The sequence below is a fragment of the Bradyrhizobium sp. 197 genome (assembly GCF_023073375.1).
In the GTDB taxonomy this organism is placed as follows: Bacteria; Pseudomonadota; Alphaproteobacteria; order Rhizobiales; family Xanthobacteraceae; genus Bradyrhizobium.
In genome coordinates this window covers 55,455-81,021 of record NZ_JADPJJ010000007.1, presented here as the reverse complement: position 1 = coordinate 81,021, position 25,567 = coordinate 55,455, and the positions used below count along the sequence as shown (strand labels likewise).

Genomic DNA, 25,567 nt, shown 5'->3' with positions numbered 1-25,567 from the left:
GGCGCCGTCGTCACGCGCGCGCAGCTTCGCGTTGTCGCGAGGCTACGAGGACGACGTCCGGCCGCACGCTGTCGACCTGAACCCGGTTGCGTCCCTTCTCCTTGGCGCGGTAGCAGGCCGCATCCGCGTGCCGCATCGCGCCTTCGAGCGTGGTGCAGCGATCGGCAATACAGGTCACGCCGATGCTCGCGGTTACCGCGAAGCAACGATCGTCCCAGGTGAAGCTGAACAATTCGAGCGATCGTCGCAGCCTTTCGGCGATATCGACGGCGCCAGAAGGCGAGCATTGCGGCAAGATCAGGCCGAATTCATCGCCGCCGAGCCGCGCCACCAGATCGTGCGGCCGCCGTTCCTGCCGCAACAGTTGTGCGACCTGGCAGAGCAGGCGGTCGCCCGCGAGATGGCCGCAGCTGTCGTTGACGTTCTTGAACTGGTCGAGGTCGAGCAGGATCAGGCCGAGCGAACCTGTCGCGATGTTGTCGAGCTCGCTTTGCAGGTGCGCCTCGAAGGCGCGGCGGTTGGACAAGCCGGTCAGCCAGTCGTGTGATGCCTGCCAGGCCAGGCGCTCCTTCTCGGCATGCAAGGCATCCTCGAACGCCTGTCGTTGCAGCACCAATCGCCGCGTGTGCCAGATCAGGAGCAGGATCAACGTCAAGGCGGTGACGATATTGACGCAAGTCAGCGTCATCTTGATGGCGCGGGAGCCTTCGCCGAGGACGGTGGAGAACCGGTTGGCGTGCACCGTGAACTGAGCGTTGAGCTCCGAGAGCCGCGACGACAATAATTGCAGGCGGCTGCCGTCCTGAACGGGCCCGTTCTCCAGTTCGGACCGGATGACCTCGCCGAACACGTTCAGCTCCAGCAGCATGGGGTCGGTGGCGGCCCACTCGCGGATCGCTTCCTTGAGAAAGCTGACCTGTTTGAAGTAGCGGAACAGCCAGATCAATCCCGGCACGTCATCGGGATCGTTGTCGCCTTGCAGAAAGCCGATGCGGGCGGCCTCGACGTCGACCGGATCGCGCTCGAGCGCCCAGCGTGCGAACTCGTCGCCGATGGGAACAGCCAGCGAGGTCTGGTATTGCGCGAACTGGCTGGCATCTCCCGAATGCAGATAGAGATTGAGGAAATAGACGGCGTTTTTCTGCGAGCGCGACCACATCGCCTCGCCCGCGACGTAAGCGCGGACCGAGGACATCACCTCCAGGCTGAATCCGGCGATCGCGGCCTGCAGCACGACGACCATGACGAAAGGCGAGACGAGCTTGATGACATGAAGGAAACTGCGTCCCTTCGTCGACGTCGTTGTTCTGCGAAACACTTTGCGTTCCCCAAGTCACTCGACGACCCCAGCGGAGTGATCCGCTCATAACGCGGATTACGCGTGAGCGGTTCTAAACTCGACTTGAAAATGCCGGGAGACTGCGTCGCAGAGTGAAGACGTTGTGAAACGGATGTTCGCAGATCGTTGCAAATGCCGTCGAACCGGAACTGACGCGGCATCGACGAGCCGATGTCTTGCATTCGACTTGCGCGGTTTACTCGATCGAGAGAGTTTGCTCTGGCGCTACACCAACACCGGCTTGCGTACCCGACCGGCGTCGCCGAAAACCCGCAAATAACGCTCGATCTCCGAGGGCAGGCCGGTCGCTTTCTCGGGATTGTCAGAGAGCTTGACGGCCGGATGTCCGTCGACCGACGACACCTTGCAGACCAGGGAGATCGGATCGAGATTGAACGAGCCGTCCGGCGGGCAGCCGACGAAATCGTTGGTGAGGTTGGTGCCCCAGCCGAAGGAGAGCCGCACGCGGCCGGTGAAGTGATGATAGGTCTCCTCGATCGAGCCGACGTCCATGGCGTCGGAGAACACGAGCAACTTGTCCCTGGGATTGCGGCCCTTCTTCTCCCACCAGGCGACGATCTCCTCGCCGGCCTCGATCGGCGGCGCGCTGTCGGGACGGAAGCCGGTCCAGTCGGCGACCCATTCCGGCGCATCGCGCAGGAAGGCCTTGGTGCCGAAGGCGTCGGGCAGAGCGATCAGGAGGTTGCCGCCATAGGTCTGGCGCCACTGGTCGAGGATGCGATAGGGCGCCCAGCGCAATTCCTCGTCGTCCTTGGCGAGCCCGGCGGCGACCATCGGCAGCTCATGGGCGTTGGTGCCGATGGCTTCGAGATCATTGTCCATCGCGAGCAGGACGTTGGATGTGCCGATGAAGGACGGGCCCAGGCCTTCCTTCACCGCCTCCACGCACCAGCGCTGCCAGAGGAATCCGTGGCGACGGCGGGTGCCGAAATCGGAGAGCCGGAGGTTCTCCAGCTTGCGCAGCCGCTCCACCTTGGTCCACAGCTTGGCCTTGGCGCGGGCATAGAGCACGTCGAGCTCGAAGCGGCCGCGGCCCTTGATCGCCGCGCGCGAGCGCAATTCGTTGAGGATGGCGAGCGCGGGAATCTCCCACATCGTGGTGTGGCTCCACGGCCCGTGGAAATGCAGCTCGTACTGGCCTTCGACCTTGCGCAGCTCGTATTCGGGCAGCCGGAATTCGGCCAGCCAGCGGATGAAGTCCGCCGAGAACATGTGGGTCTTGCCGTAGAAGGTGTTACCGGCAAGCCAGATCAACTCTTTCTTGGTGAAGCGGATGGTGCGGGCGTGGTCGAGCTGGGCGCGCAGCTCGCCCTCGTCGATGATCTCGGCGAGCCGGACATGGCGCGAGCGGTTGATGACCGAGAATGTTACCTTCTGAGTCGGGTAAGATTCCCGAATCATTTGTAACATCAACAGCTTGTAGAAATCGGTATCGAGCAGGCTGCGGATGATGGGATCCAGCCGCCAGCTGTGATTGTAGGTCCGGCTCGCAATGTCGGTCACTGTCATGGCGGAATTCTAGCGTGGCTGCGGCGACGCAACCAGTGGATTTGGGGAGGGGCAGGCCACCGCCCGGCACCGGTCGCGGGGCAGCCGCAGGGCGGGTCAAGTCGGGGGAAATAGTCCCTGGTCCAGCGCAGTAGCGCCGGTGCCTTTGGCTGACGCCGCTACTTCCCTTCTAACGTATTGACCGGCGTCCACTCGTTCGGCGGTGGATTTGCCGCGAGCCTTCTGGCGCGTTTCGCGAACAGCGCTGATGCCAGATCGCTCGCTGCCGCGTCCTCGAACGCCTCGACTGCCTTCGCAAAGTCGCGCACCCGCCAACACGCGAGCCCTTCCGCATACGCCGTCGCCGCCTTAGTCTGATCGACGCTCTCCGCGCCCTTATCGGCCAGCGGCTCGAATACCTTGATCGCCTCACCGCGCCCTAACACCCTGATCGCATCGAGCTCGCGCCAGGCGAAGCTGTCGCCGGTCTGCGTGACCGTCGCTTCCGAGACCATGATCGCGGTGCCGTAATATTTGTTGGCGCCTTCGAGTCGCGAGGCGACGTTCACGGTGTCGCTCATCACGGTGTAGTTGAAGCGGCGGCGGGAGCCGATATTGCCGACCACGGCTTCACCACTGTTGAGGCCGATGCGATGCGACAGGCCGCGGCCGGCGAAGGCGGCACTGCCGGCGTTGAGCTCTGCCAGCTTTTCGTGGCATTTCAGCGCGGCGTGGACGGCGTTGCGCGCGTGCGCGGGATCGTCGGCTGGCGCACCGAACATCGCGACGATGGAATCGCCGATATATTTGTCGACATAGCCGCGATGGCTTTCGATGATGTCGGTCATGGCGGAGAGATATTCGTTCATCAGCGTCACCAGCTCGCCCGGCGTCATCGTCTCGGCGATGGAGGAGAAGCCGCTGAGGTCGGAGAAGAACATGGTGACGTTGCGCATCTCGCCGCCGAGTGCCGGCATCTTGCCGGAGGTCACCATGGTGTCGATCACTTCAGGGGCGAGATAGAACGCAAAGCTCTTGCGCAGGAAGCGCTCGTCACGATCGGCCAGCACGAAACGGTAGCCGACCATCATCGCGAGCGCGGCAAGGCTCGCGAGTGCTGGCTCCGTCAAGGGCAGCGCCAGCGCGTGAACGAACGCGCCGACGGTCACGACGGCATAAGCGGCGGTGAGAATGATCCAGGCGATCACGGCGCCACCCGGTGCGAGCATGCAGGCCGCGCAGGCGATGATCGCTGCGAAGGCGATCGTGAGAATGGTCCGCGCTGGAAAGCCCAGTTCTGTCACGGCATCGTGCTCGATCAGATTGCGGGCGGCGGTAGCATGCACGAAGACACCGGCGACGTCGCTGCGGGCCTTTTGTGCGGTGCTTGCCGGGGCGGGCAGGGCGCATCGTGGCCCGGGCGTTCCGTCATATCCGCCGGACAGTCGCATCGAGGTGAGCTTGCGGTCCTCGAAATTCAGGGCGGTGCCAAGCAGCACGACCTTGCCGTCGAAGGCGCGGCGGAAGAAATCGCGGTCGCCTTTTTCGACGCAGGCGCGCAGATCGGCAAAGGAGAAGGTCGGAACGTCGCGGCCCAGCCCGCGAAAATTGAGCGTCAGTGTATTCGGAACCGCGCTCGGAACTGCATAACCGGACAATTCGGTCGTCCCGGACGGTGCAATCCCGGGCTTTCCGCCGAGCGCGCGCGCGGCGAGCTCGACCGCCATCGTGGCGACCGGCTTGCTGTCGATGGAAAAGCTCAACGGCATCCGCCGGATCACGTCGTCGGTGTCGGTGTGGACGTTGAGGGCGCGGATATTGTTTCTCACCGCCAATTGCTGCGCGCGGTCGGGCCTTTCCTGATGGTCGTTGCTCAGGATCTCGCCGAGCACCAGTTTTCCGTTGTCGGAGAGTTGCCGCAGCGCGATCAGGTAGTCCCGGTCAAAACCCCTCATGCGCGTGCCGAGCGGCGCATCGCCAAACGGGATTTGCGATTGCTCGATCGAGCTTGGAAAGATCACGTCGAAGCCGATCACCTTGGCGCCGCCGTCGGAGATGCTCCCAAGCACCCGGCCGATCTCGCGCGTCCAGGTCTGCGTCGGCGAGCCCTTGAACGGCGGCGTGTCGTAGGTCTCACCGTCGATCGCCACGACGACGACCGGCGATGTCGCGGGATCGCGGTGGTCGCCGACGAGCTTGCCGCGCAGCGCCGTGAGGATGTCGAGTGAAAGGCCTTGCAGCGTACCAAGCGGCGGGGACGTGAAGACCGCGCCCGCAACGAGCGCGATCAGGATCGCTGCAACGATGTCCCGCTTGCCGATCCGCCGCATCGCCCCGTCGCTAGCTGCCTATTCGAGCCGCAGCAGGCGGCCGACGATCGGCGTCGACGACGACGTGGCGCCGGCATCGACCTGGAAGGCGTAGCGCTTGGCGCCGAGAATGGCGAGATAGCTGCCGCCCGGGGTCAGCGACTTTCCGGACTTGGCGAAGTCGTAGAATTTGCCGCCGATCATGTTGTCATTCCTCAGCGGGATGTTGATCGTGGGTTCCTTGCCGTCGGTGCGTTCGATCACCAGCGTGCTGCCGCTCTTGGCCTGCACCAGCGGCGCGACGCCGTAGAGCGTCGGCAGCTTGGCCGGCGCGCCCTTGGCGTCCGTGCGCATGGTGCGGAAGGTCGTAGCCGCACTTTGGTTCGCCTCGCGCTCGGACAGTTTGGCCGCATTGGTATCGCAGGGTACTTTTTCCCGCTTGACCTCGCCGAGCTGCACGGTGCTCTGCTCGGCGCCGACCAGGACGACGCCTTCGCTGATAGTCTCGCGCTGGCAGGATTTGAGATAGCTGAGCGTAATGCTCGCCTTCGGCCCGAGCTTGATGATCTTGCCCGGCGCGACATAGTCCATGAACGCGATGCCGTCGACCTTGCCTTGCACGTCCTCGACGATGGCGGCGGGGGTCTCCGCCAGGGCGGGGGCGGCAAGACAGAACGCGCCGACAAATGCGCCGATCAGGCTTTTCATGGGAATTCTCATTCGCTTCGACCGATGGATGACCGGTCCCATCCTGGGCCGATGCTTAGCAGCGCAGCGCCCAGGCAAGTGTGACCAGAATCACTCTTAGATATTGGTGCCACTTTAGCAGGAACCGGTTCAAACCGGCGACCGGAGAAAGCAGAGCCCAGGCAAGCTGTTGGCCGGATGGATAATGTCAGGCGGCCGGGAGCGCCTCAAATGAACGGTCCTCGACCGGATGGCTCTCCGCCGCAGCCTCTATAATGGGAGCCAGCGTGGCCTCGGTCTTCTGATACGGCGTCGTCTGCTGACCGGCGGCGATCTCCACGACCTCGTCCCAGCGCGACAGGAAGGCCTCGACACAGGCCGGGTCGAACTGCCGGCCCTGGTTCTCGACCAGATAGTTGCGCGCCACGTCCAGCGGCATCGGCTCTTTATATGGCCGCCGCGTCGTCAGGGCGTCGAAGACGTCGGCGACCGCGACCACGCGCGCGGCGACGGGAATCTCGTCCGCCCTGAGGCCGTTCGGATAGCCCGCGCCGTCCCAGCGCTCATGATGACCTGCGGCAATTTGCGCACCGAGCTGGATCAGCTCGCAGCTGGAGTCGGCCAGGATTTTCTCGCCGATCGTCGCGTGGGTGCGGATCACCGCCATCTCCTGGTCGGTCAGCTTGCCGGGCTTGAGCAGGATGTTGTCGGGAATGGCGACCTTGCCGACATCGTGCAGCGGCGCGGCCAGATAAATGTCGCGGCAGAGCCGGGCGGGCAGGCCGAGCTGCTCGGCGATGATGCGGCTGTAGCGGGCGACCCGCAACGTGTGCTCGCCGGTGTCGTTGTCGCGGTACTCGACTGCAAGCGCGAGCCGCAGGATGATCTCCTCCTCGCGCTCGCCGAGCTTTCGTGTTGCCGCCGCGACTTCGCTGGCCAGATGCGCGGCACGATCGCTGAGCTTGCGTCCGGCTGCACCAAGCTGAATCAAATTCCGCAGGCGCACCGTCATTTCGACGCTCTGCGGCTGCTTGGGCAGGAAATCGGTCGCGCCGGCCTGCAGTGCTTCCATCTTGATGTCATCGGTCTGTCGCGAAGTGATCATCGCGATCGGGATGTCGGAGCAGCCGGGCAGGGTGCGGAAGGTGCGGATGAAGCTGATGCCGTCCATATGCGGCATCTCGTAGTCGACCAGCACGAGGTCGAAGACGCGCTCCCGCGCGCAAACCAGCGCGTCCACGGGATCGAGGAAGGTGGTGGCCTCGACCAGACCTTCGGCCTCGATGTGATGTTTCAGGAAGTTGAGGACGGAGCGGCTGTCATCAACCAGGAGCGCTTGGGTCAGCATCGGCGGCCGGGGCTCGTGCGGATGGCGGGGCGTGACTTCTACACATAGGCTCTGCGATTTAACGTGAAGCAAACGCCAGGACGGCGACGAACTGCCTTGAGACTGCGCGGGACGCATGAGATTTGGCCGCGCCATGCACGTCTGCATGCATACGCGAAGTTCTTCGGATTGTGACCCGTAGTTGTACGGACACCCTCATTAGGAGTTTGAATACTCTCCGTTGCGAATAGTTGTCGCGCGGGATTCTCGCCATGCGTGCGGCGAATCCTGAGGAAATTTGGGGGACGAATGTCGTCTGATGTCACCGAGCCGAAATGGTCCCTTCGGCTGCCAGCTGATTGCAGCATCGCTGGGATCCGCAACGTCTATGACCTCATTCGCGAGGCGTTCGGCCGCCAGGAGCGGCTCGAGATCGACTGTTCGAGCGTCGACAAGGCCGATGTGACCTCGATCCAGCTTCTGCTGTCCACCGCCAAGACCGGTGAGGCCCAGGGCCGGCCTGTGGTCCTGACCTCCTTCTCCCAGTCTCTGCGCAACACCCTTCGTCGCGCCGGCTTCGCCAGCGACGCGATGATCGATCAGCACTTCCCGCAAAAGAAAGATGGCGCCTAATGGCCACGATTCTCACGGTCGACGATTCCCCCAGCATCCGGCAGATGATCAAGGTCGTGCTCGAGCCGGCCGGTCATAACGTGATCGAGGCCGGCGACGGCGCGCAAGGGCTCGCCAAGGCCCAGGCCGGCAAGCTCGACCTCGTCATCACCGACCTCAATATGCCCGTCATGAACGGGTTGGAGCTGATCCGGGCGCTCCGCAAGCTTCCGAGCGCGGTCGGCATGCCTATCGTGTTCCTGACGACCGAATCCAACGACGCGGTGAAGCAGGAAGCCAAGAGCGCCGGCGCCACCGGCTGGATCACCAAGCCCTTCAAGCCCGAGCAGTTGCTCGCCGTCGTCGGCAAGCTGGTGCGTGCATGAGCGCGATAGACCCGACCGAGGTCTTTCGTCAGGAAGCCAGCGAGCTCTTCGAAGTTCTTGAGGGGGCCCTGCTCGATCTCGGCCTGCGTCCTGACGATCGCGAGCTGGTCGATTCCGCCTTCCGCGCCCTGCATACGATCAAGGGTTCGGGCGCCATGTTCGGCTTCGACAAGGTCGCCTCCTTCACCCACGAATTCGAGACCGCGTTCGACCGCGTCCGCAAAGGCGAGATCAAGCCGACGCAAGACCTGATCTCGGTCGCGCTCGCCGCCAAGGACTACATCCGCGCGCTGATCGAGGACCCGCAGTCGACCGACGACGTCATCGGCGAAGCCATTCTCGACGATCTCAAGCGCTACGTGTTTCCCGACCAGGCTGCCACTGCGGCCGCTGAGATCATCGAGGCGCCGCTGGCACCGGCCGAGAGCAAGCAGGCATGCTGGCATCTCTATCTGGAATTCGAATCCCACGTCCTGCGCAACGGCTCCAATCCACTCGACCTGCTGGAAGACCTCTGCAAGCTCGGCCCCTGCTTCGTCGTGCCTGTGACCGACGGCATTCCGTTCCTCGACGAGATGGAGCCGGAAGATTGCTATCTGAAGTGGGACGTCAAGCTGCACGCGGCCTGCGACAAGGACGCGATCGACGACGTCTTCATGTTCGTCTCGGACGAGATGAAGCTGACGCTCTCGCCGCTGGAGCAAGTCGAGGCGCCCGCGCCGATGCCGCTGTTCCAGCTGCTCGACGAGGAGCCGGCAGAGGTGGCCGAAATGCCTGCGCCGGTGGTCGAGGCTGCTGCGCCCGTCGCCGCGCCGCCCGCCGCAACGACGGAACCCAAATCTGAATCGAAGCCGGAGCCGAAGTCCGAGGCCAAGCGCGACGATCGCGGCATCGCCACCGTCCGCGTTCAGGCCGAGCGTCTCGACGAACTGATGGACCGGGTTGGCGAGCTCGTCATCGCCCAGGCACGGTTGACCCAGCTCGCCGCTTCCGGCTCGGACCTCTCGATCAAGATGATCGCCGAGGAAATCGAACGCCTTGCCTCTTCCTTGCGCGACACCACGATGGGCGCGCGCATGGTGCCGATCGGTTCGCTGTTTGGCCGTTTCCGCCGCCTGATCCATGACCTGTCGCGCGATCTCTCAAAACCAGTCGAGTTCGTCACTACGGGCGAGGATACCGAGCTCGACAAGACCATGATCGAGTGCCTTGCCGATCCCTTGGTGCATTTGATCCGCAACGCTATCGATCACGGCATCGAGGACACAGTCACCCGCTCGGCCAACGGCAAGACCGAGCAGGGCCGGATCGAGCTCGCCGCCGTTCATTCCGGCGCGCAGGTGCTCGTCACCGTGAAGGACAATGGCGGCGGCCTCAACACCGCGCGCATCCGTGCGAAAGCGGAAGAGCAGGGGCTGATCGCTTCCGGCGCTGTGCTGACCGATCACGAAATCCATCAGTTCCTGTTCCATCCAGGCTTTTCGACCGCGCAGACCATCTCGGCGCTGTCCGGCCGCGGTGTCGGCATGGACGTGGTCAAGCGCACCATCGAGAACATGCGCGGCACGATCGATTTGTCCACCAGGCCGGGCCAAGGCACCGCCGTGACGCTGCGCCTGCCGCTGACGCTTGCGATCATCGAAGGTCTTTTGATCCGCGTCGGCGAAGGCCGCTACATCATTCCGCTGTCGGCTGTTGAGGAATGCATCGAGCTGACGGCCGAGGACGAGCGTTCACGCGGCCGCGACTTCCTCAATGTGCGCGGCAATCTCGTGCCCTTCCTCAGGCTGCGCGAGATCATGACCGCCTCGGGCATGCCCGATCGGCACCAGAAGACGATCATCATCTCGACCGGCGAGACTCACGTCGGTCTTGTCGCGGACCAGATCATCGGCAACCACCAGACCGTGATCAAATCGCTCTCCAAGCTGCATTCCGACGTCACGATCTTCTCGGGCGCGACGATCTTGGGTGACGGTACGGCGGCGCTGATCCTCGACGTCGCGCAGCTCGTCGCGCTGGCGCAGTCGAAGGTCGAGAAGCATATCAGCGAGGCGGCGTGATGAACGAGACGCATACGGGCGAACATCAGGTCGACGCGATGCAGGTTGTGATGATCGGTCTCGGCGAGGAAAAGTTCGCGCTCGACGCAGGCCTCGTGCGCGAGATCATCGATCCCGTGCCCGTGACCAAAGTGGCAGGCGCGAGGGCCTTCGTTCCCAGCGTGATCAATGTTCGCGGCAACGTCATCCCACTGGCGGACCTGCGCATCCGCTTCGGCATGCCGCAGCCGGAGGATTCGGCCGACACGCGCATCGTCGTGATCGAGCTGGAGCTAGATGGCGAGCCGGTACTGGTCGGCGTCACCGCCGACAAGGTCTACGAGGTCACGGAGATTTCGCAGACCGACGTGCAGCAGACACCGCGCGTCGGCATGCACTGGAAGCCGGAGTTCATTCGCTTCATCGCCAAATGGCGTGAAGAGTTCGTCATCGTTCCGAACATGGAACGCATTCTGAATTGAGAAGTCTCGGGCGAGACTGGGGTAGGGGCTGGAAATGAGATTTACCGTCAAGGCAAAGCTTGCCAGTGCATTCGGCGTGATCATCGTTCTGTCCGGGGTTGCGGGCGGTGTGGCTTACATGAAGCTCGGCGACATGATGGCGACCGCGGACAGCATGGTCCTCCGTGCCAAGCGCATGGAAAGGGCGACTGAAGTCGAGAAGGACATTCTCATCCAGCTTCGCGCGGAAAAGAACGCCATTATTGGCAACGAGAGCGAAGTCGAGCAGGCTGCGACCGACGCTGCCAAGCGTCGCGAGTCAGCCCTGAAGACCAAGGACGAAGTCTACGCGTTGGCGAGCCAGGCCGGCAGGAAGTTGCTCGACGGCTTTGACGTGTCCTACGCCAAGATGAATGCTTATCAGGAAGAAACGATCCGGATCGCGAAGACCGACAAGGCCAAGGCGACCGAACGCTCGAGCAACGAGGGCCGCAAGATTGTGAACGAAGCGCTCGAGTCTATGGGCGCCTATGTCGAGAACACCAAAAAACAAATGACTGAGCAGGCCGTTCAGTCGAAGGAAGAGGGACACCAGGCGCAGTTCCTGCTGATGATGCTCCTCGGTATCTCGTTGATCGTTGCGATCGGCGCGGCCCTCTGGATTTCGATCTCAATCAGCCGTTCGCTCGGCCGCGCGGTCAGCCTCGCAGGTGCCGTGGCTGACGGTGATCTCAATCAGACCATTCCTTCCGCCAGCAATGACGAGATCGGCGATCTCATGAAGTCGCTGAACGTGATGGTCGAGAAGCTCCGGCAGATCGTCGCCGAGGCGCTCACGGCCGCGCGGAACGTTTCCGCCGGCAGTCAGGAGCTTTCCGCCAGCGCCGAGCAGCTTTCTCAAGGCGCGACCGAGCAGGCCTCGTCCGCCGAAGAAGCTTCGTCCTCGATGGAGGAGATGGCCTCGAACGTGAAGCAGAACGCCGACAACGCCAACCAGACCGAGAAGATCGCCGCGCAGTCGGCCAAGGATGCCGAAGCCAGCGGCGTCGCGGTGGGCCGTGCCGTCAATGCGATGCAGACCATCGCCGAGAAGATCACCATCGTGCAGGAAATCGCGCGGCAGACGGATCTGCTGGCTCTCAACGCAGCGGTCGAGGCCGCGCGCGCCGGTGAGCACGGCAAGGGCTTTGCAGTGGTTGCATCCGAGGTGCGCAAGCTGGCCGAGCGCAGTCAGGCCGCTGCCGCGGAGATCGGTACGCTGTCGACAGAAAGCGTGAAAGTTGCCCAGGAAGCCGGCGGCATGCTGTCGAAGCTCGTCCCCGACATCAAGAAGACTGCCGAGCTGGTGCAGGAGATCACCGCCGCCTGCCGTGAGCAGGACGTCGGTTCGGCCCAGATCAACCAAGCGATCCAGCAGCTCGACAAGGTGGGCCAGCAGAACGCCAGCGCCTCCGAGCAGGTCTCGTCCACATCGGAAGAGCTCGCCTCGCAGGCCGAGCAGCTTCAGTCGACGATCTCCTTCTTCCGGATCGAGCACGCCATTCGCAATGAAAGAGCCGCGCCCGCGCCGATCGACCGCGCAGTGGGCCAGCTGCGTGCCAAGGCCGCAACCATGGCGGCGGCCGATCGTGGCCCGAAGAAGCCCGCTCCGGTCCGGAAGCCGGTTCGTGCACTGAAGGCGGCGAACGGCGGCGGCTTCGCCTTCGACATGCATGACGGCGAAGACGACCGCGACGCCGATTTCCAACGCTGATCGATCGGTCCGGCCTCGTGCCGGACCGTGCTCATTCGTAAACTTGGGATTCCTGGACTGCATCATGGCCGCAACCTCGCAATATCTGACGCTCGGGCTCGCCGGCGAGACGTTCGGCATCAGCATCCGCAATGTCCGTGAAATCCTTGACATGCGGCCGATCTCGCGCCTGCCGCACGCGCCGAACTTCCTGCTCGGCATGATCGACGTGCGCGGCAGCGGCTATCCGATCGTCGACCTCCGCTCCAAGCTCGGCCTGCCGGTCGCGGAGGCGACCGAGGCGACCCGCATCATCATCCTCGATGTGCCGATGAAGGATCGTCTGGTCGGCGTCGGTTTCGTTGCCGATTGCGTGTTCGAGGTTACCGACATCGACGAGCAAGGGATCGAGCCGATCCCCCAGGTCGGCGGCAAATGGCAGTCCAACTATGCTGCCGGCATCGGCCGCAAGGGCGAAAAATTCGTCGTGATCTTCGATCTCGCCAAGCTGATGGCGAACGACGAGATCTCGGAAGGACATAGCGTGGTCGCGGATTCACCGCGCGCCGCATGAGTAGAGCGTGATCAGGCGTAAGCACCCCAATTCGAACCGACGAGACTGAAATGAGATTTACGGTAAAAGCTAAGCTGGCCTCGGCATTCGGCGCGGTCATTCTTCTCTCGATGATCACGGGAGGTGTCGCCTATAACAGTCTCTCCAGCTTGACCGCGCAGCAGGAACGGATCGTCGGCCAGGCCACCCGTACCAAGCTCGCCGCGGATGTGATGGACGCGATCCAGGGGCAGCAACGCGCCGAGACCCGGATGATCCAGGCAGTATCGGACAAGGAGACCCAGGACAATCACAACGCAATGCTGGTGCGTCGCGAGAAGACGCTCAAGCTCTACAACGACCTGCATGGGCAGGCGAGCGACAACGGCAAACGCATGCTCGACCAGGCTTCCGGGCCCATGAAGCGCATGAATGAGTTCGAGGATCAGACCGGAAAGTTCGCGCTGCTCAACTCGAACAACAAGGCTGCCGAACTCTGGAAGAACGAGGGTCAGGCCGCGGCCAAGGATCTCGACCTGATGTTCGACGCCGCTGTCGCCGAGCTGAGCAAGGGTGCATCCGAAAACCAGCGGGTGGTCACGGCGATGTTGACCGCGCATGCGGACATTGCGCGTCTGTCCCGCGCCATCGTGACGGCTTATTCCGCCACAAGCACGCAGGAACTCGAGGTGGACGTCAAGGAGGCCACGCAACGGTTAAATGACGTCAAGGCAGCGGCGGCGCAGGCGGGCCAGGCCGGCGCAGCAGCGGGAATCAATGCGCAGTCGGAGCGCCTCGCGAAGGCCGTCGATAACGTCACGCGCCTGGCCCTCGAAGCTGGGAACATGAAGGCGGCGGCCATCGCAAACGGCGAAGGCCGCAAGGTCTTCAATGAGACGCTGGGCGCAATCGAACAGTACGCCAAGCTGAACGAGAAGCAGATGGCGGAGGTCGTGGAGGAGGGCGCCAGGGAGGCAGCCCTCGCCAAGACGTTGTTGATCAGCATGATCATTGGTGCTCTCCTGATCGCGGTGGCTTCCGCGACCTGGATCGCCCTCAACATCAGCCGCGGACTCGGCCGGGCGGTCGATCTCGCCAAGGCGGTGGCGGTAGGCGACCTCAGTCAGAAGATTTCAGTGTCGAGCAACGACGAGGTCGGCGACCTTGTATCGGCTCTCAATGCGATGACGACCAATCTGAGCGCAACCGCCGCGGTGGCTAGCGAGATCGCACAGGGCAATCTCACCGTCGAAGCCAAGCCGCTGTCGGACAAGGACACGCTCGGTCTCGCGCTCGAGCGCATGGTGGAAAAGCTCCGGCAGATCGTGTCCGAGGCCCTGACCGCCGCGCGGAACGTTTCCGCCGGCAGCCAGGAGCTCTCCGCGAGCGCCGAGCAGCTCTCGCAGGGCGCGACCGAGCAGGCTTCGTCCGCCGAGGAAGCTTCCTCCTCGATGGAAGAGATGGCGTCGAACGTGAAGCAGAACGCCGACAATGCCAACCAGACCGAGAAGATCGCCGCGCAGTCGGCCAAGGATGCGGAAGCCAGCGGCGCCGCGGTCGGTCGCGCCGTCAACGCGATGCAGACTATCGCCGAAAAAATCACGATCGTGCAGGAGATTGCACGCCAGACGGATCTGCTGGCTCTCAACGCGGCAGTCGAGGCCGCGCGCGCCGGCGAGCATGGCAAGGGCTTCGCGGTGGTCGCATCCGAAGTGCGCAAGCTCGCCGAACGTAGCCAGGCGGCCGCGGCCGAGATCGGCACGCTGTCGATCGAAACCGTCAAGGTGGCGCAGGAAGCCGGCAATATGCTTTCCAAGCTCGTGCCTGACATCAAGAGGACGGCAGAGCTCGTCGAGGAGATCACCGCCGCCTGCCGCGAGCAGGACGTCGGTTCGGCCCAGATCAACCAGGCGATCCAGCAGCTCGACAAGGTCGGCCAGCAGAACGCCAGCGCGTCCGAGCAGGTGTCCTCGACCTCCGAAGAACTCGCCTCGCAGGCCGAGCAGCTTCAGTCCACCATCGCTTATTTCCGTATCGAGCAAGGCGGAAAGGGCCACGCGCCAGCACCGATCGAACGGGCAGTCAACCAGCTGCGCGCCAAGGCGGCCACGATGGCGGCCGTCGAGCGTCCGGCCAAGAAGCCGCAGGCCAAGCCGGCGCGCGCCGTGAAGGCGGCCGGCGGCGGCGGCTTCGCCTTCGACATGAACGACGGCGATGACGATAGGGACGCCGATTTCCAGCGCTGAGACCCGTCAAGAGATCGGTCCATCCTTCACCGGTGGGCCGATCCGCCACCAGTGATTGCGTGAACGCGTGGGATTCATGATGGCCCGAACGGCCCGACATTCAGTGCAGATGGCCCTCCCGGATGGGGGCAGGCAGCGATGATGCCCGCCATGCAGAATACGGCCGTCCATCTGTCGGACCGCCACTTCCGGACCATCGCCGAATTGATCGAGGGCCAGGTCGGCATCAAGCTGCCGCAGGGCAAGCGGCTGATGCTCGAGGGGCGGCTGCACAAGCGGGTGCGCGCGCTGAACTTTTCCGACCTCAACGAGTATGTCGATAATCTGTTCGAGGCGGATCATTTCGACACCGAGCTCACCCATCTCATCGACGTGGTGACGACCAACAAGACCGACTTCTTCCGCGAGCCGCAGCACTTTACCTTCATGCGGGAGGTCGCGATCCCGGCCCTGCTCAAATCGCACGGACGGAAGAACGCGAACCTGAAGGTCTGGAGCTCGGCGAGCTCCACCGGGATGGAAGCCTACACCACCGCCATGGTGCTGGATGACATGACGCGGAACGGCTCGCGGTTTCAGTACCGCATCCTCGGGACCGACATCTCGACCGCGGTGTTGCGCCTCGCCAAGGCCGCGATCTACGCCCGCGACGTGCTTGCCCCGGTGCCGGAACAGTTTGTGAAGCGATATTTCTTGTCGTCGCGGGACAAGTCGCGCGACGAGGTGCGGGTGGCACCGGAGCTGCGGCGTATGGTGCAGTTCATGCGGATGAACCTCATGGATGCGTCCTATCCCGTCGATCGCGACGTCGACATCATCTTCTGCCGCAATGTCCTGATCTATTTCGAGCGCGAGACGCAGCGCAAGGTGATCGAGCAATTGTGCAGCCATTTGCGGCCCGGTGGCTATCTGCTGGTCGGGCATTCGGAATCGATGATTCACAGTGCAGTGCCGGGTTTGAAGCAAGTTCAGCCAACCATTTTCAAGGTCTAGCCGGAGCGCAACCAAAATGCCGAGGGAGAAGGTTCGCGTATTGATCGTGGACGATTCGGCGTCGGTGCGCCAAATCCTGCAAACGATCCTCAATGAGGATCCCGATATCGAGGTGATGGGGACGGCATCCGATCCGTTCGCTGCGGCGCGACGTCTCCAGAGCGAAATTCCCGATGTCATGATCCTCGACCTGGAAATGCCGCGGATGGACGGCATGACCTTCCTGCGCAAGATCATGGCGCAGCGTCCGATTCCCGTGATCATCTGTTCCTCGCTTACCGAAGAAGGCTCGAACGTGATGTTCGAGGCGTTCGAGGCAGGCGCGGTCGACATCGTGCCCAAGCCGAAGATCGACACGCGGCAGGCGCTGCTCGAATGCTCCACGCGGTTGCGCGAGGCCGTGAAGTCGGCGGCGCAGGCGCGGGTGCGCCCTCGTTCCGAGCGGCGGATGATCGAGAAGAAGCTCACCGCCGACGCCATCATTCCACCCCCGGTGCAGGGCAAGGTCCGGCCGACGACGGAGCGCCTCGTGTGCGTCGGTGCCTCGACCGGAGGGACCGAAGCGCTCAACGACGTCCTGGAGATGCTGCCGCCGCACTGTCCGCCCATCGTCATCGTCCAGCACATGCCGGCAGGCTTCACGGCGGCCTTCGCCAAGCGTCTCGACAGCGTCTGCCAGATCCGGGTCAAGGAAGCAGAGGACGGCGAGCCGGTGCTGCCGGGCTGCGCCTATATCGCGCCCGGCGCCCGTCACATGCTGCTCCAGCGCATCGGTCTGCGCTACCAGATCGCCATCAAGGACGGCCCGCCGGTGTCGCGGCATCGCCCGTCGGTGGACGTGCTGTTTCGCTCGGCCGCCCAGCATGCGGGCGCCAACGCGCTCGGTGTGATCATGACCGGCATGGGCGACGACGGCGCGCGGGGAATGCTGGAGATGCGCAAGCTCGGCGCCTCGACGCGGGCGCAGGATGAAGAGAGTTGCGTGGTGTTCGGCATGCCCAAGGAAGCCATCGCCCATGGCGGTGTCGAGAAAATCGTTTCGTTGCACCATATCCCGCGCGAGATCATGCTCTGGTACCAGGCCGGGCATACGGCGCTGACAGGTTGATTGCAATGTCTGCCATTCCGGCCAATACACTCGCTGAGGCGACCGCCGCAATTGAGGACGTCTCGTCGCGGATCGAGGAGGTCTTTGCGCGGGTCGGCCAAGAGCTTGGGCGCGGCCACCTCATCTTCAAGGAGCTGAACCAGGGCCTCGCGACGCTCTCCGAGGAACTCGCGGGCGCCGAGATCGAGGGGGCGGCGACGGCGCTACAGGAGATCGCCGCGCGGCTCAGCGAGCTTGCGCAGGCACTCCCGGGTGAGAGCGCCCTGCTTGCGACGATCGGTACGAGCACCGCGGAGGCGTCTGCGCTGCTCAAGCCGCTGTTCAAGCACATCCAGATGATCACCATCATCGCGCGCAGTGCACGGATCGAGGCCGCCTCGCTCGAAGGCGATCGCGAGGGCTTTCTGGCCTTCACGCAGGAGGCCTACGATCTCGGCAAGGCCGTGCAGCGTTCGATCGAAGGCTGCGCGCGGGATCAGCAACGCCTGTCGGAAGCGGTCGCCACCGCGTCCGGCCGGCAGAAGGAGTTCGAGAGCCGCTACGGCAATCAATTGGTGTCGGAGAGCACCGAGCTCGGAGCGGCCTATTCGGGATTACGCGACCAGCGCCGCAACAGCAGCCAGCTCGCCGTTCTTGCCAGCAGCAGCACCAAAAAGATCGCTGAGGCGGTCGGCAGCGCCATCATTTCCCTGCAGGCGGGTGACAGCACGCGCCAGCGTCTCGAGCACGTCTCTCACGGCCTCGGCCTCGTGTCGGGCTCCGCCCCGAATCTCGTTCCCCAACCAGCTGCGAGCGACGACGGCGCGCGCGCGATCTGCCAGTTGCAGGCGGCCCTGCTCAGGGACGCCCAGCGCGAGTTCGGCGGCGACATCGGCCAGATCGTTCGCGCGCTGACGGCCATCCTGCACGATGCGGGAAGCGTCGTCGGCCACGGCCGCACGCTGTTCGGCGGCGGAGATGGCAGCTCGTCGTCGTTCCTGGCGCGCATCAAGCAGACGCTGGCGCACGCCTCGAACCTGATCGCCACCTGCGAGGGTGCCGGCCGTTCGGTCGACGAGGCGCTCGCGATCGTCGAGGACACGCTGACAAAATTTCGCCAGGCTATCGCTGGTCTCGCCGAGGCGACCGTCGACATCACGCTGATCGGAATGAACGCCGGCCTCAAGGCAAGCCATCTCGGCAGCCGCGGCAGCGCCTTCGTTGTCATCGCTAACGAGCTCAAGGCGACCGCCGACCAGGTCTCGGCGGGCGCAGGGCGCTTGCGCCCCGTGCTCGACGGCATCGAGCGGTCGGCCGGGGAGTTGAAGAAGTTTCGCGTGCAGGGCGATCCCACGCAGCTCTCCAAGCTCGAGCCGCAGATCCTTCAGGCGCTGCGCGAGGTCGAGGCCGGCAACGAACGGCTCGACAAGCTGATGAGCCGGCTCGTCGACGAAGGCGCGGAGTTCGAGCGGCTGATGAATTCGGCGCAAGCCCTGATGACCAAGCTCGGCGAAGGTTCCGCGGCATTGCCCTCGGTCGCCGCGCGCCTCGAGACTGCGAGCGCGGGCGCACGGCGGCCGCAGCCACAGGACGAGGCTGTGCTCGACGATCTGTTCGCGCACTACACGATGGAGCGCGAGCGGGACGTCCACCGGGAATTCCTTCAAACGCTCGGGTTGGCGTCGATCGCCGCTGCGCGCCGGGTCGAGGCGGTCGAGACCGCCGATGACGGCATAGAATTGTTTTGACCTTGCTGCCGGCGTCGCTTCGCGTGTCGGCAGCAATTTGACCGGTTGGCTTTGCAGGGCGTTAACCGTGGCGGAATGCTTGCCGCATCGGTCATTGTCGCGCCCTAGAGTTGGTCGCACATAGGGGTGAATGAATTTCAGGACGGATGTTTTCATGCTGAAGGACGGCAAATACGCTGCTTGGTTCAGGACCCCGCGCGGTCAGGGCACCGGTGTCGTGCATCTGGCGGAGGGACGAATCTCCGGCAGCGACAGCTTCTTCACCTACGACGGCTCTTATCGAATTGAGGAGCAGCGCTTCACGGCGGTTCTGACCACGCGGCGACATGCCGAGGGGCCGCCGACCGTGTTCGGGCCTGACGAGGTCGAGCTCAAGCTCTCGGGCGTGTGCAGCGGTGCGATGGCGACCTGCTCGGGAACGGCCAGAGAAGCGCCCGATGTGACGTTCGAGGCGACGCTGATCTACAGCCGGGAGGATGCTCCGGTTAGCGATGCCCGATGCGCGGTCGTGAAGCTCAATGACAAATTGCCCAAGGGCCTCGACAGCCGTTCACGGCCGCGCCGTCCGTTCACGCCGGGATCGCACGGACCAGAGCGGAATCGTCCGTAGATTGCCTTTTCACCTGCTGCGACTGGCTTTTGACGGCGGCCGACCGAAGCATGTCAGGACTGTTTAAGCGGATGGGCCTTTTGGTGCCAGGCCCAGGCAGTGCGGATCACGGTGGACAGGTCGGAGTGACGCGGCAAGAAGTTTAGAACTTTTCGCGCAGCAGAGGGGTCCGCGACGAGATAGGTGGGATCGCCAGCGCGGCGCGGCTTGACGGTGTGAGGCACCTCGCGCCCGGTCTCCTGCCTGATCGCAGTCAAGATCTCTCGCACCGAGAATCCGGACCCGGTGCCGAGATTGAAGCTGCTACCGGCGTGCCCTTCTTCCAGCAGCTTCAGCGCCGCGACATGCGCCGCCGCGAGGTCGGTAACGTGGATGTAGTCGCGGATCGCGGTGCCGTCGGGCGTGTCGTAGTCGTCGCCGAACAATGCGAAGTCGGCATGGCCCTGGAGCGCCATCATGGCGCGCGGAATGAGATGGGTCTCGTTGTCACGCAGCTCGCCGATGCCGCCCGCTGGATCGGCGCCGCTGGCGTTGAAATAGCGCAGGCAGAACGCGCCGAAGCCGTAAGCCGACCGGTAATCGGCGAGCATGCGCTCGATCATCCATTTCGATGCACCGTAGGGATTGATCGGCGCGCAGGGAAAATCCTCCGGCAGCTCCTTGGAATCTGCGTTACCGTAGACGGCGCCGGTCGAGGAGAACACGATGCGGCGGCAGCCTGCGTTGCGCATAGCCTGCAACAGCGACAGCGTGCCCTGGACATTGTTGATGTAATATTTCTGCGGGTCCGTCATGGACTCGCCGACGAGACTCGCGGCCGCGAAGTGCATCACTGCCGCGATCTTATGCTCGGCAAAGGCGCGCGCCAGCGCCGCTCCGTCGAGCAGGTCTCCGATGACCATTGGGCCGGCAACGAAGCTGCGATGACCTGTCGACAGATTGTCATAAACGACGGGTTGATAGCCGGCCGCAGTCAGTGCGCGGCAAGCATGCGAGCCGATATAGCCCGCGCCTCCTGTAACGAGGATGGTCGGTCTGTCGGTCATGCCTGGTACCTCAAAGCGAACTCAACCAACATCCAGACGACCCTCGCCAGCAACGAATCCGCACAACGCACGAGCAGCGCAATTGTGAGCCATTCGGGGCCTCCCGGCGAAATCGGCCCATACGTCGTCGGCCAAAAGTGGTGGAGAAGACCAGAGGATACCGAGTGGTTCCCCCGGAACTGACGTGACCCAGGGAAGGGCTATCGAAGTGATCTGGCCCAATACCATCGGCCCTCGTTTTGATGGTGGATCAATCAGATGAGCATAGAGCGATATTCGCTGTATGCAACCCGGTGGTAGCTTCGGCATTCTTGCCGTTCTTCGTCTTAGCCTAGCGTTGACTCTATCATTGCGAAATGCGGCCGGTGACCGCAACGCGGCAACATTACTTTTAGGCACGAAAACTAGATTGTTGCTTGTGCAAAAAGACGGACGGAACCATGCCACAAATATGGATGACATATAGCGAACTCGCGGCACTTAGTGGGTGCACGCCCGCCGAAGCCCGAATGCGGGCCATTCATTTGTCGCTCGACCGTCGCAAAAGCCGCGATGGCACAACACGCGTCAAACTCGATCTGGCGCTGACGGCCAAGTTCTTCGCGTCTGTGCGCGAGTCCGATTTTGATCTCGACAGCGCCATTGAGGCGCTCCAGGCCACGCATCGCCAGATGGCCGAGCTCCTGGTGCCGAACGAGGTCCTCGGCAGGCGTGGGGCAGCTTGAACCGCCGGACACTGCCCCCTATCAGGATAGGCTATGTGACCGGGAGCCGAGATTCCTGCGATGGTTATCTCGAATCAGGCATAAATCTGCATCTGGACTTTCCGGCTGGGGCCGGTGTTCCAACTGCGACGGGCCAAAGAGCCCGCAGGAGGGGGCGATGAGGAAAGCCAACTATCGGGTCTGCGTGACACTGTTGGGGACGGCAATGCTGGGTGGGCTGGTCATCTCGATGGCCACATCGGCAAATGCAGAGGTCGTGAAGCTGCAGGCCGATCTCAAAGGCAGCAATGAGGTGCCTCCGAACACCTCGTCCGGCTCGGGCAAGGCAGAAGCGACCTACGATACCGAGGCGAAAACTCTGACTTATGCGGTCACCTATGCCGGCCTGACGGGTCCGGCGATGGGAGCTCATTTCCACGGTCCCGTGGAGGCGGGCAAGAACGCCGGCATCGTGCTGCCGTTCAAGACGGTGCAAAGCCCCATCCAAGGCAGCGCCACTCTCACCGACGCGCAGGCCGCAGATTTGCTGGCCGGAAGGTGGTACGCCAACATCCACACGGCGGCGAACCCGGGCGGCGAGTTGCGCGGCCAGATGACGAAGTAAGTTCAGCTGGCGCGTCTCACCGGTCGTCTTGGTCGAGCGATGCTAGGACGGCGGTCTGGGCAAGAACGCCAAGATCATCTGGGCGAGCATAACCCCGACGGTGCCTCCTGCCGCTTTTTGCAGCACGTCAAGGAAGCCGGGATCCCGGTCGGGTGTGAACGCTTGCAAGAGCTCCAGCCCCATGGCGACCGTGATAACCAGAGAGCAGGCCAAAGCGAACCGGCCCGGTAGCAGGAAGGAAAGCAGAAATCCGAGCAGCCCATAGGCGCTGAAGCGCTCGATCACGACGACCCAATAAGCCTCGTGATGCCCCATGAGCGCGGGTCTTCCCGCGAGCCTCGCCAGGGTGGCGTAGACGATGAGCGCAAGGCAGATGCTTGCGGCTGCAAAGAGGTGGTTCCTGCGCATCACGCCAACATACAAGGTTGGTCGTCCGTCTGGTTCGAAAGCCGAAAATATCGTTAAATTCTCTGCCGCCATCGAGCCGCGGCTGGCGCAGGAATGTTTAGAGGAAACGCTTGGAAGCCAAACATTATCTCGAGGAAGGAGAAATGCTTCCGCAACAGTCAGGCCACCATAGCCGCGTCGTCGGAGAGCGTCGCGCCTGCCTGCGCCGCGCGAAGGGAGTCGACCAGGTTGCTGAATCTCGCAAAGGGTAGGGGCGCCGCAACGAGATAACCTTGTCCTTCCTCTACGCCGGCGGAGACCAGCGCGCGGAGCTGCTCCTCCGTCTCGATGCCTTCTGCGACCACGGACATATTGAGGTCCCTCGCGAGCGCTACCAGCATTTCCACGATCGTTGCCGTTGACGCGTCCACGGCGATCGTGTCCACGAAGAACTTGTCGATCTTGATCGTGTTGGCGCCAAGGCCCTTCAGTCGGGACAATCCGCTATGGCCAACGCCGACGTCGTCGATCGCGACGCGAAAGCCGTGCTCCCGCAGTTCGGCTACGACGGCCGCGGCGCGCGCGAGATCGTCAAGCTCGCCGCGTTCGGTGATTTCGACCATGATCTGGCGCGCGGAGACCTTGGCCGTCAGGACCGTACGGCGCAGCGTTTCAACAAAGCCTGTATCCAGGAGGTGCTTGGGCACGACGTTCAGGGACAGCTTGAAATTCTTGTCCGCCGTCAGCAATGGCTGAAGGTCGGCGAGCGCCGATCGCAAGATATGCCAGGTCATCGCCTGGATGCGTCCACTGGATTCGGCGAGTGGAATAAAGTTCATCGGCGGGACCACCGAACCATCTCGGCGCAGCCAGCGAGCCAGGATTTCGCAGCCGTTGATCCGACCGGTCCTGAGGTCGAAGATCGGCTGATAATATGGTGTGAATTCGCCAGCTGCCAGTGCCCGATCGAGATCGGCGACAGGTCCTTCCATGCGGCGGCTTCGTGCCAGCAAGATGCCAAAGATGGCGCCAAGTCCGAGCGCAACAGCGAGGGTCGGCCAGTAAGCCTCGTTGTTCCAGCTCGAAAGGACCGCGTGATCGAGCCGGATCGTGGTATGGAACGGAAATTGGGTGGAATTCCTCTCGAAACTGATCGGTTGCGGCAAGGCGCTGCCGGCGTCGGTCTGGAATTCGCCGAGTTTTTCGCCGTTGCTCAAGGCGAGGACGACTTCGCTGTGCGCGCGCAATTCGGCGGGCATGATGTCGAACAGGCTGGCATTGATGCCGACAATGGCGACCAGGGCTGAGCTGCCCTTGATGTCCCTGAGCACTCCCAATGCGTCGCCGCCGAACTGCTCAACGCGGAACAGCATGAGCTTCTTATCGCGGGAAGACAGCATGTCGCGGCGATCCACCCATCCCTTGTCGAACTCTAGCGTCTCGGAATAGGCCGAGCAGATCACCGAGCCATCCGGATTGACGAGCCGGACGTCCTTGATCGCAGAGCGCTGGTAGACGTGGAGCCGGATCGCCTGCAATGCCCCGGATTCGCAGCTGGCAAGCTCCCGCCTCGCGAGCTCGTCCAGGCTGTCAGCGGCAAAATCGACCGCAGCTTCGGAGCGCCGCAGAACGACCTCGGTCAACTCGTTGAGCTGATGCGCTTGCTGGTGGCCAATGACGACCTCAGCAGCGAAATGGCCCGCCAGCCCAAACGTCAACGTGCTCGCAAGCACGAGCGCCGCAAACGGGAGGTTCGGTCGCTGCAATCTCATCCGGTTCAGACGGAATCCAGGAGGGTTAGAGGCTCGATCCTAGCTAGCGCGGGCTAAGATAGGGTTTAACGGTACTTTGCGGCTCGGCGATGAATCTAAACGATTAGCTAATGAGCGATCGCGACCAGCAAGGGAACAGGACACCCAGCTACTTGGCGCGAAGACGTAGTCGAGGAGCCAGGCGTAGAGGTCGGCTCGGTCCCGTCGAAAGAACATCGCCTGCTTCCGAGGCTAGACCTTCTTGCCTGACTTCGGCTTCAACGAAAGACCAAGCCGCAAAGCCATCCGCTTGACTGCGTCAGGCGTGCGCCCGAGCTGTTTCGCCGCCTCTTCCAGCGAAGTCGAAGACTTAGCCAACTCCATCAACCGGCGGTCCTCTTTGAACGACCAGGGCTTGCGCGCCATAACCGAAATCATCCTCTCGTCGACACAAAGACAAAGCCGCCAAGCGGACCCATGTTCGCTCGGCGGCTTTGCTTGGGTGGGGCCGGGCTTGGGGAGCCCGGTGAGGCGATGGATAAGCAATTGGTGAGACTTCGCAACAAACTCTGCGGGTTAAGCTAACCGCTCAACCTTACCGCGATAAAAATCGGCGCGCGCCGCACCGTATAACCACGGAGCTTTCGCTTAACAAAGCCGCGATCGTAAGTAGCGGGCGATATCTTCCAGCGGATCGCAGATGAACCCGATCCACTACAGATGGTCCGTCACTATACTGAAGGCATAGACAGGGCGACGGCGCGATGCGCGAAAGCAGTCCCGGATTGGACTCCCTGAGGTGAACCGGGGTTGACATCATCGTTGCATCAAGTTCGGGCAACATCAGCTATCCTCGCGGCCTGAGCCCGTTTCTCTCACGTGACGATCAATCTTCAAGCAACACGTTGCACAAACTTCATCTTCGTCTGGCAAAACTTTCAGCGGCGCCGATCTTGATGTCGTCACAACGACAAGCTGAAATACTCAGGGAGGAACGTTCCAGAAAAACGTGGGAATATTCCAAATGGCAGCGATCCTGGTTTTGGCTTCGATTTTTGCAGCAGGTTTTTGCTGTGGTTACGGTGTGCGGGCCTGGCGCTCCCGCAAGCGATCAGCGCGGTATCGCCTGTATGCGCCCTATACTCCGGCCTCGATGGGCGTCGGCCGAAGCCAGCGCCCATAGTGATGGTAAGGACCGGCGCGATATCCCGGCGATGGATCGATCTGACTTGGTCTCGATCACTGCGGCGCACGAAATAACCATGTGCGATTAGGTTAATTTGTCGCAGTCCTTGTGAGCTTTGGAGCAGTCGCTTAGAAATGGGCCAATTGATTGCGAGAGTTCAGCTGCCGCGATTTGCGGGGTAGGCGTAGATGGCGTATCTGATTGCGTTGCTGGGCATGACAATTTGC

22 protein-coding genes are annotated in these 25,567 nt (G+C 63.0%); 13 read left to right on the top strand and 9 right to left on the bottom strand.

Translation table 11 applies throughout. The features are described from left to right. Positions 1-10: 10 nt before the first annotated feature. From IVB27_RS02225 to IVB27_RS02205, 5 genes are all read right to left on the bottom strand, one after another. Positions 11-1,318, bottom strand: coding sequence for a GGDEF domain-containing protein (locus IVB27_RS02225; protein WP_247441065.1), 1,308 nt, complete (start codon positions 1,316-1,318; stop codon positions 11-13). Positions 1,319-1,564: 246 nt separating this feature from the next. Further along, on the bottom strand, positions 1,565-2,869 hold the full coding sequence (gene pncB / locus IVB27_RS02220; protein WP_247441063.1) for a nicotinate phosphoribosyltransferase: 1,305 nt from the start codon (positions 2,867-2,869) through the stop codon (positions 1,565-1,567). Positions 2,870-3,027: 158 nt separating this feature from the next. Continuing rightward, the gene (locus IVB27_RS02215) at positions 3,028-5,178 is read right to left on the bottom strand and encodes an adenylate/guanylate cyclase domain-containing protein (protein ID WP_247441060.1); all 2,151 of its coding nucleotides are present in this window, start codon (positions 5,176-5,178) and stop codon (positions 3,028-3,030) included. Positions 5,179-5,196: 18 nt separating this feature from the next. Next, positions 5,197-5,865 carry a hypothetical protein gene (locus tag IVB27_RS02210; protein WP_247441059.1) on the bottom strand — a complete coding sequence of 223 codons (669 nt, stop codon included), beginning with the start codon at positions 5,863-5,865 and terminating at the stop codon, positions 5,197-5,199. A gap of 187 nt (positions 5,866-6,052) precedes the next feature. Beyond that, positions 6,053-7,192, bottom strand: coding sequence for a response regulator (locus tag IVB27_RS02205; RefSeq protein ID WP_247441057.1), 1,140 nt, complete (start codon positions 7,190-7,192; stop codon positions 6,053-6,055). Positions 7,193-7,480: 288 nt separating this feature from the next. Here IVB27_RS02205 and IVB27_RS02200 point away from each other — a divergent pair, with 288 nt between their 5' ends. The 11 genes from IVB27_RS02200 (at position 7,481) to IVB27_RS02150 (ending at position 19,641) form a co-directional block, all read left to right on the top strand. Continuing rightward, on the top strand, positions 7,481-7,804 hold the full coding sequence (locus tag IVB27_RS02200) for an STAS domain-containing protein (RefSeq protein ID WP_247441055.1): 324 nt from the start codon (positions 7,481-7,483) through the stop codon (positions 7,802-7,804). Beyond that, a complete protein-coding gene (locus IVB27_RS02195; RefSeq protein WP_027562191.1) occupies positions 7,804-8,169 on the top strand; it encodes a response regulator in 366 nt (121 codons plus the stop codon). The genes IVB27_RS02200 and IVB27_RS02195 overlap by 1 nt, the downstream gene beginning before the upstream one ends. After that, positions 8,166-10,232, top strand: coding sequence for a chemotaxis protein CheA (locus tag IVB27_RS02190; RefSeq protein WP_247441053.1), 2,067 nt, complete (start codon positions 8,166-8,168; stop codon positions 10,230-10,232). The genes IVB27_RS02195 and IVB27_RS02190 overlap by 4 nt, the downstream gene beginning before the upstream one ends. Further along, complete coding sequence (locus IVB27_RS02185) at positions 10,232-10,693, top strand: chemotaxis protein CheW (RefSeq protein WP_247441051.1); 462 nt, start codon at positions 10,232-10,234, stop codon at positions 10,691-10,693. The genes IVB27_RS02190 and IVB27_RS02185 overlap by 1 nt, the downstream gene beginning before the upstream one ends. A gap of 34 nt (positions 10,694-10,727) precedes the next feature. Next, entirely contained in the window at positions 10,728-12,425 is a 1,698-nt protein-coding gene (locus IVB27_RS02180) for a methyl-accepting chemotaxis protein (RefSeq protein WP_247441050.1), read from the top strand. Between the two features lie 64 nt (positions 12,426-12,489). Beyond that, positions 12,490-12,978: a chemotaxis protein CheW gene (locus IVB27_RS02175; protein ID WP_247441048.1), complete on the top strand. Its 489-nt coding sequence runs from the start codon at positions 12,490-12,492 to the stop codon at positions 12,976-12,978. 50 nt (positions 12,979-13,028) lie between these two features. After that, positions 13,029-15,203 (top strand): methyl-accepting chemotaxis protein, encoded by a 2,175-nt coding sequence (locus tag IVB27_RS02170; RefSeq protein ID WP_247441046.1) that lies wholly within the window; start codon positions 13,029-13,031, stop codon positions 15,201-15,203. A gap of 138 nt (positions 15,204-15,341) precedes the next feature. After that, entirely contained in the window at positions 15,342-16,196 is an 855-nt protein-coding gene (locus tag IVB27_RS02165) for a CheR family methyltransferase (protein WP_247441044.1), read from the top strand. A gap of 16 nt (positions 16,197-16,212) precedes the next feature. Beyond that, positions 16,213-17,304: a protein-glutamate methylesterase/protein-glutamine glutaminase gene (cheB, locus tag IVB27_RS02160; RefSeq protein WP_247441042.1), complete on the top strand. Its 1,092-nt coding sequence runs from the start codon at positions 16,213-16,215 to the stop codon at positions 17,302-17,304. A 5-nt stretch (positions 17,305-17,309) separates the two neighbouring features. Then, positions 17,310-19,031, top strand: a complete 1,722-nt coding sequence (locus tag IVB27_RS02155; RefSeq protein ID WP_247441040.1) for a chemotaxis protein — start codon at positions 17,310-17,312, stop codon at positions 19,029-19,031. Positions 19,032-19,185: 154 nt separating this feature from the next. Further along, complete coding sequence (locus IVB27_RS02150) at positions 19,186-19,641, top strand: hypothetical protein (RefSeq protein WP_247441039.1); 456 nt, start codon at positions 19,186-19,188, stop codon at positions 19,639-19,641. A gap of 53 nt (positions 19,642-19,694) precedes the next feature. Here IVB27_RS02150 and galE read toward each other — a convergent pair whose 3' ends face one another. Beyond that, positions 19,695-20,687: a UDP-glucose 4-epimerase GalE gene (gene galE / locus IVB27_RS02145; protein WP_247441037.1), complete on the bottom strand. Its 993-nt coding sequence runs from the start codon at positions 20,685-20,687 to the stop codon at positions 19,695-19,697. A 509-nt stretch (positions 20,688-21,196) separates the two neighbouring features. Between galE and IVB27_RS02140 the strand changes: the two genes are divergently transcribed. Beyond that, entirely contained in the window at positions 21,197-21,412 is a 216-nt protein-coding gene (locus IVB27_RS02140) for a hypothetical protein (RefSeq protein WP_247347300.1), read from the top strand. 157 nt (positions 21,413-21,569) lie between these two features. Then, positions 21,570-22,016, top strand: a complete 447-nt coding sequence (locus IVB27_RS02135) for a CHRD domain-containing protein (protein ID WP_247441035.1) — start codon at positions 21,570-21,572, stop codon at positions 22,014-22,016. A gap of 42 nt (positions 22,017-22,058) precedes the next feature. Here the strand turns inward: IVB27_RS02135 and IVB27_RS02130 are convergent, their stop codons facing one another. The 3 genes from IVB27_RS02130 to IVB27_RS02120 form a co-directional block, all read right to left on the bottom strand. After that, entirely contained in the window at positions 22,059-22,424 is a 366-nt protein-coding gene (locus IVB27_RS02130) for a VanZ family protein (protein WP_345946813.1), read from the bottom strand. 158 nt (positions 22,425-22,582) lie between these two features. Then, the gene (locus IVB27_RS02125; RefSeq protein WP_247441031.1) at positions 22,583-24,175 is read right to left on the bottom strand and encodes an EAL domain-containing protein; all 1,593 of its coding nucleotides are present in this window, start codon (positions 24,173-24,175) and stop codon (positions 22,583-22,585) included. Positions 24,176-24,406: 231 nt separating this feature from the next. Then, positions 24,407-24,580: a hypothetical protein gene (locus IVB27_RS02120; protein ID WP_247441029.1), complete on the bottom strand. Its 174-nt coding sequence runs from the start codon at positions 24,578-24,580 to the stop codon at positions 24,407-24,409. Between the last annotated feature and the right edge of the window lie 987 nt (positions 24,581-25,567).

Bases quoted from the DNA above. Each gene is read 5' to 3' on its own strand.
- IVB27_RS02120 (WP_247441029.1), bottom strand. From the start codon at position 24,580: ATGGCGCGCAAGCCCTGGTCGTTCAAAGAGGACCGCCGGTTGATGGAG.
- IVB27_RS02215 (WP_247441060.1), bottom strand. From the start codon at position 5,178: ATGCGGCGGATCGGCAAGCGGGACATCGTTGCAGCGATCCTGATCGCG.
- IVB27_RS02175 (WP_247441048.1), top strand. From the start codon at position 12,490: ATGGCCGCAACCTCGCAATATCTGACGCTCGGGCTCGCCGGCGAGACG.
- IVB27_RS02180 (WP_247441050.1), top strand. From the start codon at position 10,728: ATGAGATTTACCGTCAAGGCAAAGCTTGCCAGTGCATTCGGCGTGATC.
- IVB27_RS02195 (WP_027562191.1), top strand. From the start codon at position 7,804: ATGGCCACGATTCTCACGGTCGACGATTCCCCCAGCATCCGGCAGATG.
- galE (WP_247441037.1), bottom strand. From the start codon at position 20,687: ATGACCGACAGACCGACCATCCTCGTTACAGGAGGCGCGGGCTATATC.
- IVB27_RS02130 (WP_345946813.1), bottom strand. From the start codon at position 22,424: ATGCGCAGGAACCACCTCTTTGCAGCCGCAAGCATCTGCCTTGCGCTC.
- IVB27_RS02185 (WP_247441051.1), top strand. From the start codon at position 10,232: ATGAACGAGACGCATACGGGCGAACATCAGGTCGACGCGATGCAGGTT.
- IVB27_RS02210 (WP_247441059.1), bottom strand. From the start codon at position 5,865: ATGAAAAGCCTGATCGGCGCATTTGTCGGCGCGTTCTGTCTTGCCGCC.
- IVB27_RS02205 (WP_247441057.1), bottom strand. From the start codon at position 7,192: ATGCTGACCCAAGCGCTCCTGGTTGATGACAGCCGCTCCGTCCTCAAC.
- IVB27_RS02190 (WP_247441053.1), top strand. From the start codon at position 8,166: ATGAGCGCGATAGACCCGACCGAGGTCTTTCGTCAGGAAGCCAGCGAG.
- IVB27_RS02125 (WP_247441031.1), bottom strand. From the start codon at position 24,175: ATGAGATTGCAGCGACCGAACCTCCCGTTTGCGGCGCTCGTGCTTGCG.
- pncB (WP_247441063.1), bottom strand. From the start codon at position 2,869: ATGACAGTGACCGACATTGCGAGCCGGACCTACAATCACAGCTGGCGG.
- IVB27_RS02165 (WP_247441044.1), top strand. From the start codon at position 15,342: ATGATGCCCGCCATGCAGAATACGGCCGTCCATCTGTCGGACCGCCAC.
- IVB27_RS02155 (WP_247441040.1), top strand. From the start codon at position 17,310: ATGTCTGCCATTCCGGCCAATACACTCGCTGAGGCGACCGCCGCAATT.
- IVB27_RS02170 (WP_247441046.1), top strand. From the start codon at position 13,029: ATGAGATTTACGGTAAAAGCTAAGCTGGCCTCGGCATTCGGCGCGGTC.
- IVB27_RS02135 (WP_247441035.1), top strand. From the start codon at position 21,570: ATGAGGAAAGCCAACTATCGGGTCTGCGTGACACTGTTGGGGACGGCA.
- IVB27_RS02140 (WP_247347300.1), top strand. From the start codon at position 21,197: ATGCGGGCCATTCATTTGTCGCTCGACCGTCGCAAAAGCCGCGATGGC.
- IVB27_RS02200 (WP_247441055.1), top strand. From the start codon at position 7,481: ATGTCGTCTGATGTCACCGAGCCGAAATGGTCCCTTCGGCTGCCAGCT.
- IVB27_RS02150 (WP_247441039.1), top strand. From the start codon at position 19,186: ATGCTGAAGGACGGCAAATACGCTGCTTGGTTCAGGACCCCGCGCGGT.
- cheB (WP_247441042.1), top strand. From the start codon at position 16,213: ATGCCGAGGGAGAAGGTTCGCGTATTGATCGTGGACGATTCGGCGTCG.